Consider the following 16,459-nt stretch of genomic DNA (forward strand, 5'->3'; position numbering starts at 1 on the left):
AAAGCACTTCTAGTATTGTATGATGCCACCTCTATCACGACCTGTCTTGATACACAATTCATCTACTGTTGATGTTCTACGCCGACCTGCCGAATAGTTTCCGATCACGCTTCATACCTTCCGCTCAATGTCAGACATCAAATCTAATCACCCTTTTCACCAAGAACATTCGTTCCTGTTTTATGACGGATGACGAAAAAAGAAATGCCCCACTTTTTTCGGTAAGATTTTCAATAAATCGCAGAGCAACTGATATTCGTATCAAAAATGGACAAGTCTATAAACATACAAAATAAGAAAAACCCCTTGTCTACCAAGGGGTTTGAGTTTTCATATTATGGTGATCCGGACTGGGTTCGAACCAGCGACCCCCACCCTGTCAAGACGCCAGACCAGTTTTGTTATGTTTTGTTGAAGTTGAATAAACCTTGATATTACAGCATTCTGTTGGTTGATATGTTTATTAGGCATTAGCTCTTATTGGTGCCCATTTTTACGTTTCGGCACCAGATTCGGCACCACTTTTCTAGCCGTCATTGTCCCTTTAACCAGCGGAGAAAAACCGTTTTTGATATTCTGAATAATCGTCCAATCCGAACCACATGAAATTGACCAGAGTTTACTAATTCGTAAGCGTGATTGACGCTAATCCCAAGTATCTTTTGAATATCCTTAGGAGTTAGAACATCATGATAATCCTTCAGCATCTCTTCATCCACTCGTAGTTGATCCAATCGTAGTTGATCCAATCGTGCTGTCCCCATTGATTTAAGCTTTTCTTTCTCCGTATTCTTCAGTAGCTCCCGATATGCACGTACCTCTTTAATCAGCGCATCTACATCCATCATCATGAGCTGCTGCAGACTCTTGTACCTTTCCTCGATCTCTGAAATCTGTTTGTCTGATAGGAAGTTGTGATCCATTCCTTCTCACCTGCTAGTTTAAGTTATTAAATAAAAAAAATACACCACGTAGGTGCTAACAATCTGATACTAATTTTTTTCTTTCTCCCATTTCATATATGGAATAGCGGCAGTTAAAACTGAGGCAATCCAAAGCATTTCTCCGTTATTAAGAATCCATTCAGAAAGAGGAAGTTTTTGAACAGGTGTTTGACGAGTTGTGGCTGTCTCCATGTAAGAACGGGCAAATGTTTCCCCAATGTTAGGAACTTTTGAAATAGAAAGTAGTAATAATATTTCAGTGATCCTCTCTCTTTCAGCTTCCGCCTGTTCAAGTGAGAGTTCTATCTCTTTCCAGCCTATATCTAAACCTGATACTCTTAGAGTATCTTTATCAAGTTTAGCTACCCACTGCTCCCCATGTTCATTTTCATAATACCAAAAACGAATCTCTTGTTTCCCTATTGCCCATTTAGGAGGGTTTTTCTCATTAGTACTTTGGAGATTAATAGAAATTGTATTGTCCATTTTACTTGTCCCCTTCTTAATTCTATCTTTTCAGATATCCTCGCATACTAGATTTCAATTATCAAAATAAATCAGTAGGAACTTCACCTAATACCATACTTCAAGATAAAGCAGCCCAGTGACGGCCTATAGAATCTCCTCACTTAACGGAATCTGTCGTTCAGTAACCAAAACGTGAAAACCCGTTCGATTGCTAGGTGATAGGTTGATCACGGACACATAGACCTTGTTTCACATTGATGCATGAGCGGACCCCACGGCCCCCACTTTCTAACGATTTTCGAGCCATTCGTAATCAAACACTCTCAAATGATCAAACAAATTGTGTAGGAAGATTTGTTGCAACAACAAGTACCTTTACTGAAAATGCAAGGGTATCCGCTGAAAGATAGAGGTATGTAAATATCTTATCAACTACTGGCTCCGCACTCAATTCTAATAACAAATTAACAAAAAAGCTCGTATTACTAATAGTAGAAAGTTTTTTGTTATTTTAAAATTCTAGAAGTAAAAATCAGTTAACGGTTTCTCGACACCTATGGTTCTATATAAACGCTTATGTGACATATATCGGCAGTTGAAATAAAACTAATAATGGCCAGTTCTTTGTGCTTGCATTAAACTACTTTTAAACTTCTACCATCTTTGTGTATTCCTTAAAGGGAATCTTGTAATATCCTCTCCTCTTATTAAGAGAAACTACGATTCAGACCCGCTCTTTGCATCGTGTTAATACGTTAATAAGTGTCTATTTCCTTGTTAGTATGTTTAATAGTATTAAAGCAACTATAGAGATTAACATACCTGGGCTCATATTTGATAATATTTCAATCGCAAAATTCAACATTTCTGGATTTGTTTGTTTAAGTACGACATAGGTAACACCAAAATATACTACTATAAAAATTATCATCGTCAAAAACATGAACAACCTTGATTTAAGACCTCCAAGTACCAAAGGTAGTTTACTACTTAGTATTTTTCTCTGTGAGATTTGAAAAAGAGCATCTGGTTGTTGCTTCTCTGATATTGATGTTTCGGTTTTAGCAACGTCCATTCTCTTCCCTGATTCAATTTCTTCAGTATCGCTTTTCTTGACACTTTGAATCATTGATATTTCTTGATAAACTAACCTAAGTTGTTTAATAATAATGTTTTTACGCTCACTTGGTAACAAACGATTCGAAATAATTTCGGTAATCAAATCCTCAATAACTTCTTGAACTGTAACTACGTTATGTTTTTCTTTATTTTCTCGTATTTTTGAAGCTATAACAGCCTTTAGCTCAAACTGAGACAATGCCTCTCCAGTACCTATATGATTTGATAAAATTTTCACGATTTCTTGCCTTAGTTTCGATAGCTTTGCTTCTTGTTGCTTAAAATAAAGATAAATTGCCAATGGTATTCCAATAATTGAAGCAATTGAACTAATTGTGCTTAACATATAATCCATAATGTCACCCGCAAGTGAAGAAGTTTTATCTGTCATTATACAATGAATTTACTATTTTTAACATTATGCTTTATGTGATCATTTTAAATACGGCAGATTCTAAACTTGCCCATAGAGGGATACCTTTAAATTACTTGTTAGTCTTCTCCTTTCTTTCCCACTCAATTTTTTTATCAGTCCCATTTACTTTCTGTAACTTGTTCTGATAAGTAATAACTACACGTACACCGAATTGCTTAGATTTTATGATTTTTTTACCTGATGCCAATTCAATTGACAAACCCATTTCTTCCATTTAAAAGATCCCTATTAAGAATGTTTGTTGTACAACATGTTAACAACATGAACACACATAAAGAAAAAGCCAAGGTTACTACCTTGACCTAAATGTATCACACATTATTTAGAGCGCTAAGCCGGTCTACACAGTTTGGACACACTCCACAATGAGTATTACTGTGAGCCTGACAAGAATATGTGATCGCAATCGGAACACCTAGTTCTAAACCAAGTAACGCTACTTCTTGTTTAGAGAAATCACGAAACGGCATCTTTATTTGTACTGTTCCAAAATTTTCGAGTAGACCACCTAATCGATCAAAAAAATCTTTTGAACAATCGATCTCTTTGGCGTGGTTTGAATTAATAAAGGCCGAATATACTTCCTTTATTCCAAGAGATTGTGCGTATGATGCCGCAGCAGACAAGAATAGCAAATTACGATACGGTAGGTACAAGTCATCTGCTTCCACATCATCTTCCCACAAATTAGGTTCAATAATCATTCTAGAAATAGAATGTCGATAGATGTCACCAATATAAATAATTTCAATTTCTTTCTGCATTCCTTCAGGCAAAACATTCTGCAAAGTATTCAGTTCTGTATCTTTAAAGTGTTGACCATAATCGATAAAAAGAGGAAGAACCTTTTTACCTTGCTTTTGAAGCCAAAAAGCCATAACAGTGGAATCCATTCCACCAGAAGCCATCAACAAGGCATCATATTTTATCATTGTAAATCCCCTTTTGTCCCATTAAACTAAACACATTATCAATGACCTCTCCAATTGTATGACACACCACTGTAGCTGTTTTTCTTAAAAAAAGGTTAGTAGCTTTTCTATCAGGGTCAAACAGAATGGTAGGTTTCCTTTGATGAGCCATCCAGCCTAATTCTACGAATGTACCAGGGTCATCATATATTAAAACTGCGATTAAAATTGAGCACTTATCAAGTAATAATAAATCTTTATTGTAAATTTCCTGTTGTTGCGCTTCAGTCTCGTTTCCTATTATCTGGCCGTTTTCTTTCACCGGCCTATGTGAAGAAAAGTTATGATACCGTAGACACTCTTCCACACAATCTATCCATCGGGTATTAACATAATCAAAATCAGGACCAGCTATATAGACATGAATATTTTCCCTGTCTTCCCAGTGTAATTCAGTGCCACTCAAATATGGAATAGTATTTTCTAAGTCACAAAGCTGTCTAAGGTAATCCACAAAAATGTCATGACAAAAGGTACTAGCGTAAAATGATGAAACATAGGAGGCTGTTCGCAGTATTTTGCTTACATCGAATTCCTTATCTCTCCAAGTAATAAAGAGCGAGTTGAAACAGTCGCCTACTCCAACCGAATGCATCGTTTCAGTTGGAAATGCAGGTGCTGTGGTCAATTCCATTGTTTTGCAGTTATAAAATCTTGAACCTCCTCGATTTTCCTTAAGTAAAATTCCATTCGTGAACTCAATATTTAAGAATCTGATTAGTTTTTCAAAAGAGCCGTTACATACGGTTTTAAAAATTTCTGCAGAAGTAGAAAGTATCACCGTTTCAAGTTTAATATTATTATCTTTAAAAACCTGCACATGATCGGTTCCATACTGGAAATCAACATGCATCCTTCCTTTAAAATCAATCAACACTTCAAATAAGTCTGACATTTCGAACTTCCCAGGGTAAATTAGAATGTCTGTTGGTTCAAACTCTTTTATAGCAGTTGCCAATCTCTCTCTATCAAAGGATATTTCAGCTTGGTCCTTAAGTAAATCTTGATATCCCTGGTGACCAGCCTCAGTTGAATCAGTTATCGTAATAATATTAGGACAGTTTTGGATATCGCCAATGAGGTAGTATGAAGATGATCCAAGCCTACCAGCATACTCTTCTATTGACTTCTTTAAATAAGAAGGAGTAAAGATTGCAAGAGAATACGTCTGCTTTAAAGCATGTAGTGACCGGGCACTGTGAAAAACACCACCTAATCTTACTAGATGCCCATCTTCCATTTGATGCTCATGTACGTCTGTAAAAACCTCTCCAATGATAAGTAATTTTGTCATTGAATAACATCCAAATCAACTATGACTTTTTCAAATGGTAAAGCAGCACTATAAGTTATTCTACCTTCATAAGTAATCCCTTTCTTCATACAGCTCAAGAGGTAACTATATTTACTAGGAAGATACCCAACTACGAGTCGTGTTTCAATACTTTCTACAGCTATACGGTTGTTATGGAGAATCTCTCTTACCCTCACTGATTGCATTATTGAAGGCACTCCGCCAATACTTTGACTATACTCAGATCGAGCAACCTCTTCCAAAGATACCTCCTTTATTGCTAATAAACATTTATCTTCATCTTTCCCGGGTTTCAGATTACCAAACTGACCAACTCCACTACTTCCCATAATTCCCACCCCTAACCAGTTGATTTGACTACATTCTACAAATAATTGAAATTACGGTCAATAAAAAAACCACCTATTAATGGTGGTTAATTGAATTATTAAGCATGCAGAGATACATCAAATACCTCAAGCCTGTCTTTTTCGTAAACTAATTTTCCTGTTATGACACCTTGATTCTCAATAATATATGGTAATAGATAGCTAAAACTGTCTGGCACATTAGTACTTTGATAAATTCTATCTATTTCCACCCATTCAATTTCACCTTCACTTGAACTTAATAAATCACCGTAAAAATTGTCAGATTCAAAAATCATAAGGGCAGATGTAGATTGAGATTTTCTGCTTGTGCTTACAGTAATGACACCTCTAAATTTTATCTCGTTAAGATGTAATCCCGTTTCTTCTCTGACCTCACGAAAGCATGCTTCGATCGGCGTCTCGGCTCTCTCTACCTTTCCTCCAGGAGCATTCCAATATCCCCTAAAAGGGGCTTTTTCTCGTTTTTGCACAAGAATCTTGTCATCTTCTCGTACAACACATAACGTGAATAAACTTGACATTTATTCCATCCCCTTTCTTTTCTGCATCCTGCTGTTAACAATTTAAAGTATCAATGAGTATAGTAGTGCAGTCAAGATAGAACGTATGATTGTAAAAATGTTCTAATACAAAATAACATGATTTCTACAGCTATCTTGCCAAATCTTCTTTAAAAATAAAGCCATCTCCGGATCTCACCGTAGGACCATTTCCCGTTTTAACACCGTCTCGTCTTGGTCGGAATGTCCTCTCTCACAGGAATTCGGTACATTCTAGTGACCAGCCACGCCCACCCCCACTCCCCTCCCACCGACTATGGCAAGCCCATTTCTTCTCAGCGCCGATAAAACTCGTAGAAGTCAAATGGCTCCTTCTCTTTGCAGACAGAAATAACCCCACCCAGAGATTTTTACTCTTGTTTTCAATAAACGGCTGTCCGAGCGAAGAGGTCGCCAGCCAGATTCCAAGAGGTGTAAGCATCCGGTCAATCGCTTCTGAGCATTTCATTCGGTTCGACGCTTTTGGGATCTGCAGACCAATCAATAGACACCCCTTGCTTAACATCTTCTCCCAGATATCAAATCACGTTGAGAAACGAACAGCTCCCTCAGAGCGTATTTCTGCCGTCCTACCTGAACAAGAACATTTTCCCTCGTCAATTGGCGAAGCCACTGCGTTGATTTACCCACTATTAAAGCCAATTCTGACATGGAAATTTCTCGATGTTGCAGCTGATTCGTTTTCGCTTTTGGTTTCGCCAATTTTCCCACCTCACTTTCGTTTTAAAGTCGTATTGTAGTGGTACTGATTTTCAGGTCATCAGATGAAGCCAAATTTTAAAAATGTCGCCTCTGGGGGTCGGGTTAAGCAAAAGCGAAAGTAATTTTCAAAAATAAAATCTAGCGGGATTTCGGGGCTCGCTTCACCCGCAGTTGTCCAGACTTCCAGAAGGACCCGTAAATATTCCTAGCATCGATTTTGAGCTGAGTTTCGCAATTAGATAATCACGTTTTAGCTCTTTGTTCATCCCTCTAGGGTATTTGTACTCATCCAAAAAACTGATCTTAATTTCTAAGCGATCTAATAGCTATTACCTACCAATCGGCTCTCTATTAAAACACGACTTTCTCCCTCCTTTCTCTGTAATAAAAAAATGCCACTCTAAGTACGAGTGACATGTCGCGAGTATATTTCTTTAATATTTTCTTTAAAGATTTTCTTTAGGCTTCGCGCTCTAATGAAGGAAAAAGTTTGACTGTCCTCGGATTAGAGGACAGTCGCGAGTGTCAGCAAATTAGAGGACAGTGGGCGGTGAAGCCTTGATACATATGGGTTTATAGCTCTGACTGTTCTCTAATTAGAGTACGGTCAGGAATATGTCGTATCTTACTTATATTTGTTCTTACAATTAAGTAACTTACGACGTGCTCTTAAAATATCCCTACTAAACGCGATCGATTGTAAATAGGTTGGGCACTCTCTATCTTGAAGAACAATTTTTTCAAGCCTACTGACAATCGTACATGCCTCGATCCTAGCCATTCTTGTCTCTTCATCGTCTATCTCATTGTCGTCTAGATCAAGAAAAATGGAATAAGGTTCGTTCAAGAGAGTATCTCTTAATTTATCCAGCAAAACTCCCCAATTTGCATCACCTGGATGCTTACTTGCCGTAATTAAATCATCCAAGCGATGTCGAATTTGTAGCAAGTATTTTTGAAGACCATAGATTGAATAGGCAATTCGTTGTTTTCTATCCTTCTCGCGAAAATAACGACTTACCAACCATCCAGTAATCGCCCCTGGAATAATGCTTAATATAACATCCGTGGTAAACGCCGAATCTTTGATGAACGACAATAAGTAATAAAAAATCGAAAAGCTAGTAATACCTAACAGTATCCAAAAGTAAATCCTAACTTCTTTTTCTGACATATATCTTAAATCCTTCTTTCTCACCAACACACCTCCACACTAACATATTGAGGAAGTTTAAAGAGATTGTCTACAAAAAAACACTTTCTTCATTGTGAGGCATCCTCCACGATTAAAACCTTAAACGATGTGGTCTGAGGCTTTATAGGAGGTAGTGCAGAACAATCCCCCCTACTTATTGTATTTGGCAAGTAAAAAGTGCAGAGTTCGGCAGCCATTTTGTGCATAGCCTTGCCAGGCTAAATTTTTATTATTAACGGTGGGAAAGAGCATGCCGAAGGCGATAACTCTCTCCTGTGAAAGCTACGATGTGAGCATGATGCACAAGACGGTCAATCAAGGCAGCGGTTAAACGGTTATCTCCGAAAACCGTATTCCATTGGCTGAATTCCAAATTCGAGGTAACAATGACACTGATTCGCTCATAACATTCTGAGATTAGATGGAAAAGTAGGTCAGCACCATCCTTGTGAAACGGAACAAATCCTAACTCATCTAAGATTAGTAAATCAGCATCCATTAATTCCTTCTGAAATCTCGGTAGATTGCCAGCATGAAACTTGGTTTGCAAAATGGAAACCAACTCTGCAACCCGATAAAACCTCACATTTTTCCCCTGTTTACACGCCTCTACACCAATTGCCGTGGCCAGATGCGTCTTTCCTGTGCCTACGGCACCCAGCAAAATAACATTTTCCTTTCGTTCTACAAACGAGCCTCTCTTCAATTCCTCAATCGTTACACTCTCAGGTAGCGAAACCGACTCGAAAGAGTACCCTTCAAAAGTCTTTATTTGCGTAAATCTTGCTTTCTGTAACAATCGTCGGATTTTTCCCTGCTCACGGGAACTTCGTTCCGCTGATAGAACCGCATGAAGAAACTGAGTTGGGTGTTCAAACGGTACTTGATCATAGATATTCATGACATGTGCTAATCTCATCTGCTTGCATAGTTGACGTAATTCTTCTCTCATTTTCGTACCTCCGTCCGTTGAAGTTGATCATATCTCGAAAGATCTGGCTGATACCCAACGAAAACAGACGGTGTTCGATTGTCTTTCATAGGTGTTGGGATTATCTCTGGATGACGTAAACGGTACAGAACATGCTCCAATCGACTCACATCATCCTGCTTTTCTTGCGTAAGGCATCTTTCGATCTCCTCAATTTGGTATGTTCTTAGCATTCGAATGATCCAGCCGATTCTTGCTTTGCGACTTTTTCCTTCCACAGATTGAAGAAAAGCTTTTGTTTGGCTGGGAAGCAAAGCAAGGACAGAACTGTAATCGAGAGCCTTCGGCCTATTATAAAGTGGCTCCAACAGCGTTTGCAGATCAATTGGGATCGGCTCGTCTATATATCCCCTTGGTAGTGAAATGAGGACTTCATAGCTGTCATTTAGTACGTCTACTTTGTTCCACCAATACTTCAGCCATACTCGTTCGTGAGAACGGATAGATGGAACCTTTAACGTTTTTTGATCAACGAGAACTTCACCGTATCCATTGGCTTTTACGGATTCTAAACGGAAAGCCTCGTAAGGTACGAGAGGAAGTTCCAAAAGCTTGATTTTCTCTCGCTCCCAAAGCTCTTGCTGTAAGACTCCCTTCGCATAATGGAGTCTTTTCAAATCCTCAAAGGCTTGCTGATTGATAACATACTGTAGTTGTTCCAAATCATTGGCTACAGGTAATGGAACACACCAATTTCTTCGTGCATAACCAACTTTATTCTCAACATGTCCTTTTTCGTTTCCCTGAGCTGGATTACAAAATACAGGCTGGAAGCGATAGTGAAGAGCAAATCGTTGAAATTCGTCTGTAAGCTTTCTCTTTCCATCGGTTCCTACAGATACAACTGCCGCTGAAAGATTGTCAAACCAGATTCGATTAGGCACTCCGCCGCTCATCTCAAATAACCGCCGTAACCCTTCCAAGAAACACTCGGTGTTCTCCTTCGGAGTAACAAAAACAAATGCCGCGTTGCTGTAAGGGTAGGAGAGGATCAACATTTTCCGCTCTACCAGTTCACCGCCAATAATTGCTTGAAATGTTCCAAAGTCCGCCTGAGCTTCTCCACCTGGATGTTTTAAACGAATATAAGGTTCCGATTTTTCGATTTGCAGTTCTAACTTCCGCTTGGCAACATAGTACCGTACGGTACGATCTGATCCTGCAAAGCCAAATTCGGAAACAAGGCGATCATAGATACGTTTTGCCGTGTGCCTCTGCTTTTTGGGGCGGGTTTGATCTTCCATAAGCCAAGTATCCACTTGCTCACGATAAGCTTCCATAATAGGGAATTTTCCTCGAAGAGGACACTCTTCTTTGTTCCAGTCCGAACAATCTGCATATTTCTTTGCTGTTCTCCAGTTAACACCAGTTTGTTCTGCTATCTGGGAGATCGATTGATCTTTTACGTCCCGCAAGTATTTGATATAGTATTGTTGAGCCATTGCCAGCATTCCTTTCATCCCTCTCCTATCTGTTCCGCAAATAGAAGAGTAGGGGGTTGTTTAGTTAGCTGGCAAGGCTTTTTTCATGTTCGGAAATGGTCTGCACTTTTCGGTTGCCAAAGTGTGTACTTTTATTTTGCCAAACACACTACTTATCGGTGGTTAAAAGAAAAAGCACCACCCGGGTGCTTTTTTCGACCATGAGGAGTATCGTTTCGAGTAAATCCCCATCTTTGATTAGCTTATCAAGAAAATGTGCCTTCAGTTCAAGAGAATGTCTGAGGTGTACACCGTATTAATAAAGTCTTGGCGGGCATCCTTTGTTTTCAACAACCATCCTTACTTTTCCTTCCCACCTAGCGATTATTTGCTTCCACTCCTGATTGGAAAAATAATCGTTAACTGAATTTTGGTTTTCTAAATCAAATTCAGGCATATAAAGTCCAGTGCCCCCTCTCTCTAGCATCCCATCATCAATTACGCCTTTCTCTCTGAAAATTAATATTGGTAATCCTATTTGAAACGCCATTGCAGGTTCAATATGACAATAAGGGCTTGTGATCCATTTATCTGTTAAATCATATGATTTTACATCTGGCATATCTGAATCGGGTTTCCCTACCCCCTTCTCAATTTTGGCTCTTCTAAAAGCAATTGTTATTAAACCATTGGATTCTAACATGAGCCGACGAATTGCAGTAAGAGGAGCATCCATATCATAATCTGTAACTCCAAGAGTTCTTGGCTGAAATCCCCTTTCATCTAGATAATTACATATATATTCAATAAAATCTTGCTGCTTTTTCAAAAATGGTTTTGGATAACTTAAAAATACTGATATCTTCATAAATTACCTCCCTTTTGAATATATTTTTAAAATAACATATAACAAGAGATCAGCCCACAAGCTGACCTTCTTTTTTGTCATTCATTGATTCGAAGGAGGTGATTAACCATGATTGAACCAGGAGTTTATGTTCAAGAAATTTCTCCAAATGACTGGAGAGTTTGCATGTCATCTTCGCTAGTCCCACCAGCTGGTAAGATTTCTGCAACCACTTATCCAACACAAGAAGCAGCTCTTGAGGCAGCAAAGAATGGACAATACGAGTAGCCACTGTTTCCGGTGGTTTTTTTGCCAAAAGAAATAGCACCACGTGGGTGCTAAAACACAAAATTCAAGTCCGTTTCTTTTGCCCTTCGTTCACCTTTGATGAAGGTTACATATTCGTACCAATCTTCCAAGGCAATAAAACTACCCCTTTGTTCCGCAAACTTTCTTAGATACCTATTGCATCCTGCATCCCAAGAAATCACTTCAATACCGAATCCCATTTTTTCATGTACTCTTTCTAGATCAGACAAAAACCCTGTTCCTAACATTTTGCCAGCGCCGTCACCCGTCAAGACTACGAACGTATCATCTGCTCCAATGTGATCTACAGCAGTTCTAAGCATTGCAGCTTGAATTGATACATCATTTGCATTCTCTTTATTCTCAGCGGTTCTCTTCAATAATTCAACCTGAATACCATTAGAGCGTATATGCTCCCATAAACTATCGCTTTTGGGTGGCACACTACCTGCTAGATAGGCTTTTCCTACTTCTCTATTGCGCCTAGCTAATTCAAATAACCCTTTAAAATAAGTCCTAAACAATTCTGGCTGTTTATCTGGCTCTTTTGTTTTCATAACTTGTCGTAGACCAACAAAATGAATATTACTGTTATCCCAAAAAATATGAACTTTCCCCATAAATCGTCTCCTCTCGTCGTAAAGAGTTCTACAAATAATAGCATTTGTCCTGTAATGATTTTACTTATAGATATTTACTTCCTACTTCCTTCGGCGTGAGGCGGCCGCCACGATCCAAACCTTTAGCCCCTGTGGTCGAGGTTGCCCGGGAGTGTTCGGGTATGAGCGCGGTGAATGGCCCTCCAGCAGCAACCAGGAATGGATTAAAAAGAAAAAGCACCGTTTGGGTGCTTTAATATCAATCTACCATTTTCCTTCACCGAGATCTTCGTAAGCATCTTCTAATGCCATTATACGATCTTCTTCATACCGCATCTCGGCCATATTCTCTAGTTGATATTCATAATATTCTTCAGCGGTCATTTCAAACCTAGAGCCCCTAATCTTTTCCTCCAAGTCTTCAATGTGAGCTTGGAGAAATTGGACGGATTCTTCGTAGCATGCTTTTAATCGTCGTGTCAAAGTCTCCAATTCAGCATCATCCAAAGTGATTCCATAGTGCATAAGCTTATTTCTAATTTTATTAATATACAATATGGCCGCTTTCAATTGGTCAGGGATTTCGATGTCACATAAATATTCGACCCTCTTCACTGCCTCCTCCAACGTGACCGTTTTCAGATGTTGATCTACTTCAAATACATCAGCCTTGCCGCTTTTTTTCATTTCCTCCCGTGCCTTTTGATATGCTTTAATATCTGTGAACATAAGCGCTGCGCTATGATTTTTCAGTACCAGTTTGAGCAGTATTTCAACCCCGTGATTTAGAAAAATCACTGCATCTTTTAAATTATGCTCTAAACCCTCCTGCAAATTCTCGAGCTTTTGCAAACAATTGTATGCCGCCCTGAATGAATCAGCGCCATTATCAAGCAGTGTGTAATTCATAGTGCTCCCTCTCCGTTTATGCGTATTACTCTACATAATAAATCAAAGAGTCACGATTTTCCAATTTTTCTATCTCACATGCCCCATCTTGAGGCAGACGCCGTGCCACTCCTTTGGTTCATTCACAAGTTATTAGAATAATCTTCAGTCTATCTTACTGTTAAAAGAAAAACAGCGCCATCACAGCGCTGCACTACCTTCTTTGCACTCTCCATTGAAGAACCCCTACAACTCCTACCATCACTGCCATCCACCACACCCAAGACGGAACAGTGGATGATATCATTTTGAAAATAAGTAGCATGTACTTTAGAATCTCTGAAGTCACCCAGAAAGAGTAGTCATCCAAAATATTACATCTCCCTTCGTTTTTATGAATATACGAAAGGCTAAAATTCATGTCAAGAAAAAACCGCCCGTAGGCGGTCAAATTTATGTTTCAAACTTTTTTGTTAAATCAGGTGTAATTTTTAACCACTCATAAAAGTCGAGCAGGGGCATTTGTAACCATACATTGAGGGGGAAAAGTATGCGGCGTCAAAAACAATACCCATTCTTTTAGCCCTCTGATTGAATTCCGGCGATTAAGCCTCCTGTAAATAAGAATTGTTTACCTTGTTGTTACCAACAAAAAGTGTGGGGCAGTAAACATGTTTCCAACCTAGTTACTCACTTTCTTTTGAGAGAAGCTACTATCTCTGCAGCAAGTGCATCCCCTTCAGTAAGGTGGTACTCACATCTAACACGATCTACGTCAATATATTCAGCATTTCTTAATTCTTTAATAGCAGCTTTGACAATGTGGTTCAGTGGAACTCCAAGCCTTTCTAACTCTTTGACTCTCTTTTGATTTTCTACCCATCTATTCATATTTTTTCACTCCCATATCTCATTGTCGATTCGGTGTTGCTCACTGCTATGTTAGGCCCTGTGTATTGCTTTTCCATCGGTTTACTGAAGTACTTTTCTATAGACTCGCCATCTAGCCAGCTACGTATAAATTCCTTATTTTCAGGATATGATATTTTTCTTGCCCTCCTGTCAATATAAGGCGCAAGGTTAATCAAACCTCCTTCAATATCGCTGTGATGAGCTACCCGCCAATCCAAAATGACTTGTTCTTTTTTTTTCTTTAGTTCCTCCATTTGCTGTTCCAATTCCTCTTCTTGTTTCTTGTACATGGTCATCTTCTCAGACAGCGCCTTCTTAGCTTGAATTGCAGCATCCTTCACTTTGTCCAAGCTCTTTTCATATTGTTGGGTTTTTTCAAACTGGGCCAGATATTCTTGAATACGATACTTAATTTCTTCAATTTGTAATTGCATCTGCCGATTACTTTTTAGAATCTTTGCAGCACCCGTATCATCATCCGCAATTTCTAATTCAACCATGGCTGAAGTCTGCTCTTTAACTTTAGCCATGAGAGACTCCCGTTGAGATTCCAGTTCCTCAATTTTTGATTGGATCTTTCCCTCCCTCTCCCTCACTTTTTCCAAAAACTCATCAACATGTTGCTGTAACGTTTTGTTTCCAAACATCTGTATCTCTCCTTTGTTTTGATTTGATTGACACATGATTGAAATTTATATAGCACTCATAGTCTGTAGTGTTATAAAATTTGTTCCGTGAGACATAGCCTAGATTCATGCTATGTTAGTGTTTTTGATAACCTCACTATTCGCGGTAGTGGGGTTATTATTTCTTCCCGCCCTTATTTCTTCTATTAGCGCCTCAACCTTACTTGCATCTATGCCCCGGTCTTTTATGACGGTGATCAGTTTCCCTATGTCAACTGTTTTTCTGTTGTCCATCCTCGTCCCCACCCTCCTGAAACAGTTTCAGTATGCTTTCGCGCTCCCGGCGTAGCTGTTCGATACGTGCCTTGTAAATCTCCACCTCCTCATCCGACAATCGATAGCGATCTATGAGTAATTCTCGGGCAAGTTTGGTATGTTCTTGTGTGATTTGTACCAGGCGATCGCCATGTTCGGAATTAACGGCTAACCAAATTGCACGCTTGCTGTGGTTCATGAGCCCATACCCTTGTCCTTCTTGCTAATCACAACATGGGTATCTCCAGCAGCGCAAAAGACTGTTTCTTTGATTTCCCATCCTTCCTTAAGATAGTGGAACAAATTTTCCACAACGTGTGCCAAATCTGGTGTTTCCTCGTTGAAGATAAACTCCCGATCTGCCTCCTTTAACGCATTCTGTTTCGCCTTCAGCCGGTTCCAAGCAAATATGATAGACTCTGCTAACCCAATAAAAATAGCTTTGTCGTCCTCTTGAATGGCTTCTAGAAGGACTTCCCTTACAATCGGCACAAAATAATCGCAGACCTCGTGCCATTCAACATCCCCAGTAGTTGCAACACTTATTAGTTCGCCAATGTACCCTTCATAAATCTCGCCGCTGCCTGACATTTGAATCAGGAAATCATCAAACGAGATGTTTTCACCTTCGCAAGTGATCCCTGTAACCATATCTATCAGATTAGCTTTTTCCATGTTCAATCATCCTTTTCATAGTTTTATTGGTACTCTGTAAGTCCTAGCAGGACTGACAAACTGTACATAGCTCTCCACCTGATCTTGGTATAAGTGCCCTCGCTGATCGGCGGATCGAAACGATCGCGATATACTCGATAGTCGGTGATATAATCGGTATTGACACCTAGATACCTTTCTTTGATCAAAAATTGTTCACGATCCGGTAGCTGACTGACATCCTGTTCAATCTTTCTACAGAATGTACGATGCTTTTCCAGTGATTCGATATCATGATTTGATCTAATGGATTGGCCGTCTTCTGGAATTAGGTATTTACAAAGCCTGTACTTCTCAAGAAGGGATTCAACAGATTGAAGTATTGCTTTTCGTTCACCCTTATGTAACGCATCAGCCCCTTTCACTGGTAACACCTCGATTGCAAAGTGGGCACCAATGAGAATCTGGACCTTCCGAGCTAATGCCTAGAATCTCAGCTAGCTTTTCCATTGCTCTATTTTTATATTTGTAGTACGTGAACTCGCTGATCTGCATAGCCTCATACACTTCATAATCTTTGACATAGTTCCCATCCTGTGAAAGGTACCGCTCGGTTATCAACCGAATTTCTTTTGGAGCAAGAAGTGCAACTGCTTTTTCGATCCGTTCAACAAATTTCTTACGATGCTGGACGATGTCATCAACTAGCTGCTTGTCCTCTGTAACACCAACTAGATTGATGTATTTTAAAAACTGTGCCTGCTTAAGCATTTCTTCAACGGTTTTGAAGGTCGATTTATCTACTTGTACCCTCAC

General features: G+C 39.2%; 21 protein-coding genes. 1 reads left to right on the forward strand and 20 read right to left on the reverse strand.

Translation table 11 applies throughout. The annotated features are described in order from the left end of the window. Positions 1 to 533: 533 nt before the first annotated feature. The 11 genes from ACUUHJ_RS21085 to ACUUHJ_RS21135 form a co-directional block, all read right to left on the reverse strand. Positions 534 to 923: a helix-turn-helix domain-containing protein gene (locus ACUUHJ_RS21085; protein WP_341870806.1), complete on the reverse strand. Its 390-nt coding sequence runs from the start codon at positions 921 to 923 to the stop codon at positions 534 to 536. Between the two features lie 69 nt (positions 924 to 992). Next, the gene (locus ACUUHJ_RS21090) at positions 993 to 1,430 is read right to left on the reverse strand and encodes a hypothetical protein (RefSeq protein ID WP_472299813.1); all 438 of its coding nucleotides are present in this window, start codon (positions 1,428 to 1,430) and stop codon (positions 993 to 995) included. 748 nt (positions 1,431 to 2,178) lie between these two features. Continuing rightward, the gene (locus ACUUHJ_RS21095; RefSeq protein WP_472299814.1) at positions 2,179 to 2,886 is read right to left on the reverse strand and encodes a hypothetical protein; all 708 of its coding nucleotides are present in this window, start codon (positions 2,884 to 2,886) and stop codon (positions 2,179 to 2,181) included. Between the two features lie 392 nt (positions 2,887 to 3,278). Next, positions 3,279 to 3,899: a 7-cyano-7-deazaguanine synthase gene (locus tag ACUUHJ_RS21100; protein ID WP_472299815.1), complete on the reverse strand. Its 621-nt coding sequence runs from the start codon at positions 3,897 to 3,899 to the stop codon at positions 3,279 to 3,281. Next, complete coding sequence (locus ACUUHJ_RS21105) at positions 3,886 to 5,232, reverse strand: nucleoside 2-deoxyribosyltransferase (RefSeq protein WP_472299816.1); 1,347 nt, start codon at positions 5,230 to 5,232, stop codon at positions 3,886 to 3,888. The genes ACUUHJ_RS21100 and ACUUHJ_RS21105 overlap by 14 nt, the downstream gene beginning before the upstream one ends. Further along, entirely contained in the window at positions 5,229 to 5,582 is a 354-nt protein-coding gene (locus tag ACUUHJ_RS21110; protein WP_472299817.1) for a hypothetical protein, read from the reverse strand. The genes ACUUHJ_RS21105 and ACUUHJ_RS21110 overlap by 4 nt, the downstream gene beginning before the upstream one ends. A 98-nt stretch (positions 5,583 to 5,680) precedes the next feature. Further along, the gene (locus ACUUHJ_RS21115) at positions 5,681 to 6,145 is read right to left on the reverse strand and encodes an NUDIX hydrolase (protein WP_472299818.1); all 465 of its coding nucleotides are present in this window, start codon (positions 6,143 to 6,145) and stop codon (positions 5,681 to 5,683) included. A gap of 1,366 nt (positions 6,146 to 7,511) precedes the next feature. Further along, positions 7,512 to 8,084 (reverse strand): hypothetical protein, encoded by a 573-nt coding sequence (locus ACUUHJ_RS21120; protein WP_472299819.1) that lies wholly within the window; start codon positions 8,082 to 8,084, stop codon positions 7,512 to 7,514. 229 nt (positions 8,085 to 8,313) lie between these two features. Further along, a complete protein-coding gene (istB, locus tag ACUUHJ_RS21125) occupies positions 8,314 to 9,033 on the reverse strand; it encodes an IS21-like element helper ATPase IstB (RefSeq protein WP_092272886.1) in 720 nt (239 codons plus the stop codon). Continuing rightward, complete coding sequence (gene istA / locus ACUUHJ_RS21130; RefSeq protein ID WP_472298126.1) at positions 9,030 to 10,532, reverse strand: IS21 family transposase; 1,503 nt, start codon at positions 10,530 to 10,532, stop codon at positions 9,030 to 9,032. Before istA ends, istB begins: the two co-directional genes overlap by 4 nt. Positions 10,533 to 10,809: 277 nt before the next feature. Continuing rightward, complete coding sequence (locus tag ACUUHJ_RS21135; RefSeq protein ID WP_472299820.1) at positions 10,810 to 11,361, reverse strand: hypothetical protein; 552 nt, start codon at positions 11,359 to 11,361, stop codon at positions 10,810 to 10,812. A gap of 108 nt (positions 11,362 to 11,469) precedes the next feature. Between ACUUHJ_RS21135 and ACUUHJ_RS21140 the strand changes: the two genes are divergently transcribed. Then, a complete protein-coding gene (locus ACUUHJ_RS21140; RefSeq protein ID WP_472299821.1) occupies positions 11,470 to 11,628 on the forward strand; it encodes a hypothetical protein in 159 nt (52 codons plus the stop codon). Between the two features lie 50 nt (positions 11,629 to 11,678). On the opposite strand, the gene ACUUHJ_RS21145 is transcribed toward ACUUHJ_RS21140, so the two are convergent. The 9 genes from ACUUHJ_RS21145 to ACUUHJ_RS21185 all read right to left on the reverse strand — a co-directional run bounded on the left by ACUUHJ_RS21145 (position 11,679) and on the right by ACUUHJ_RS21185 (position 16,459). Further along, positions 11,679 to 12,269, reverse strand: a complete 591-nt coding sequence (locus ACUUHJ_RS21145) for an NYN domain-containing protein (protein WP_472299822.1) — start codon at positions 12,267 to 12,269, stop codon at positions 11,679 to 11,681. A gap of 243 nt (positions 12,270 to 12,512) precedes the next feature. Next, positions 12,513 to 13,157, reverse strand: coding sequence for a hypothetical protein (locus tag ACUUHJ_RS21150; RefSeq protein WP_472299823.1), 645 nt, complete (start codon positions 13,155 to 13,157; stop codon positions 12,513 to 12,515). 669 nt (positions 13,158 to 13,826) lie between these two features. Continuing rightward, positions 13,827 to 14,027, reverse strand: coding sequence for a hypothetical protein (locus tag ACUUHJ_RS21155; protein ID WP_472299824.1), 201 nt, complete (start codon positions 14,025 to 14,027; stop codon positions 13,827 to 13,829). Next, positions 14,024 to 14,695, reverse strand: coding sequence for a hypothetical protein (locus tag ACUUHJ_RS21160; protein ID WP_472299825.1), 672 nt, complete (start codon positions 14,693 to 14,695; stop codon positions 14,024 to 14,026). The genes ACUUHJ_RS21155 and ACUUHJ_RS21160 overlap by 4 nt, the downstream gene beginning before the upstream one ends. Before the next feature lie 105 nt (positions 14,696 to 14,800). Continuing rightward, positions 14,801 to 14,968, reverse strand: a complete 168-nt coding sequence (locus ACUUHJ_RS21165) for a hypothetical protein (RefSeq protein ID WP_376900034.1) — start codon at positions 14,966 to 14,968, stop codon at positions 14,801 to 14,803. Continuing rightward, positions 14,946 to 15,188 carry a hypothetical protein gene (locus ACUUHJ_RS21170; RefSeq protein ID WP_376900033.1) on the reverse strand — a complete coding sequence of 81 codons (243 nt, stop codon included), beginning with the start codon at positions 15,186 to 15,188 and terminating at the stop codon, positions 14,946 to 14,948. Before ACUUHJ_RS21170 ends, ACUUHJ_RS21165 begins: the two co-directional genes overlap by 23 nt. Next, positions 15,185 to 15,664 (reverse strand): hypothetical protein, encoded by a 480-nt coding sequence (locus tag ACUUHJ_RS21175; protein ID WP_472299826.1) that lies wholly within the window; start codon positions 15,662 to 15,664, stop codon positions 15,185 to 15,187. Before ACUUHJ_RS21175 ends, ACUUHJ_RS21170 begins: the two co-directional genes overlap by 4 nt. 23 nt (positions 15,665 to 15,687) lie before the next feature. Then, positions 15,688 to 16,068, reverse strand: a complete 381-nt coding sequence (locus ACUUHJ_RS21180; RefSeq protein WP_472299827.1) for a hypothetical protein — start codon at positions 16,066 to 16,068, stop codon at positions 15,688 to 15,690. After that, the gene (locus ACUUHJ_RS21185; RefSeq protein WP_376900031.1) at positions 16,055 to 16,459 is read right to left on the reverse strand and encodes an ArpU family phage packaging/lysis transcriptional regulator; all 405 of its coding nucleotides are present in this window, start codon (positions 16,457 to 16,459) and stop codon (positions 16,055 to 16,057) included. The genes ACUUHJ_RS21180 and ACUUHJ_RS21185 overlap by 14 nt, the downstream gene beginning before the upstream one ends.

It is taken from the genome of Brevibacillus schisleri (genome assembly GCF_055685845.1).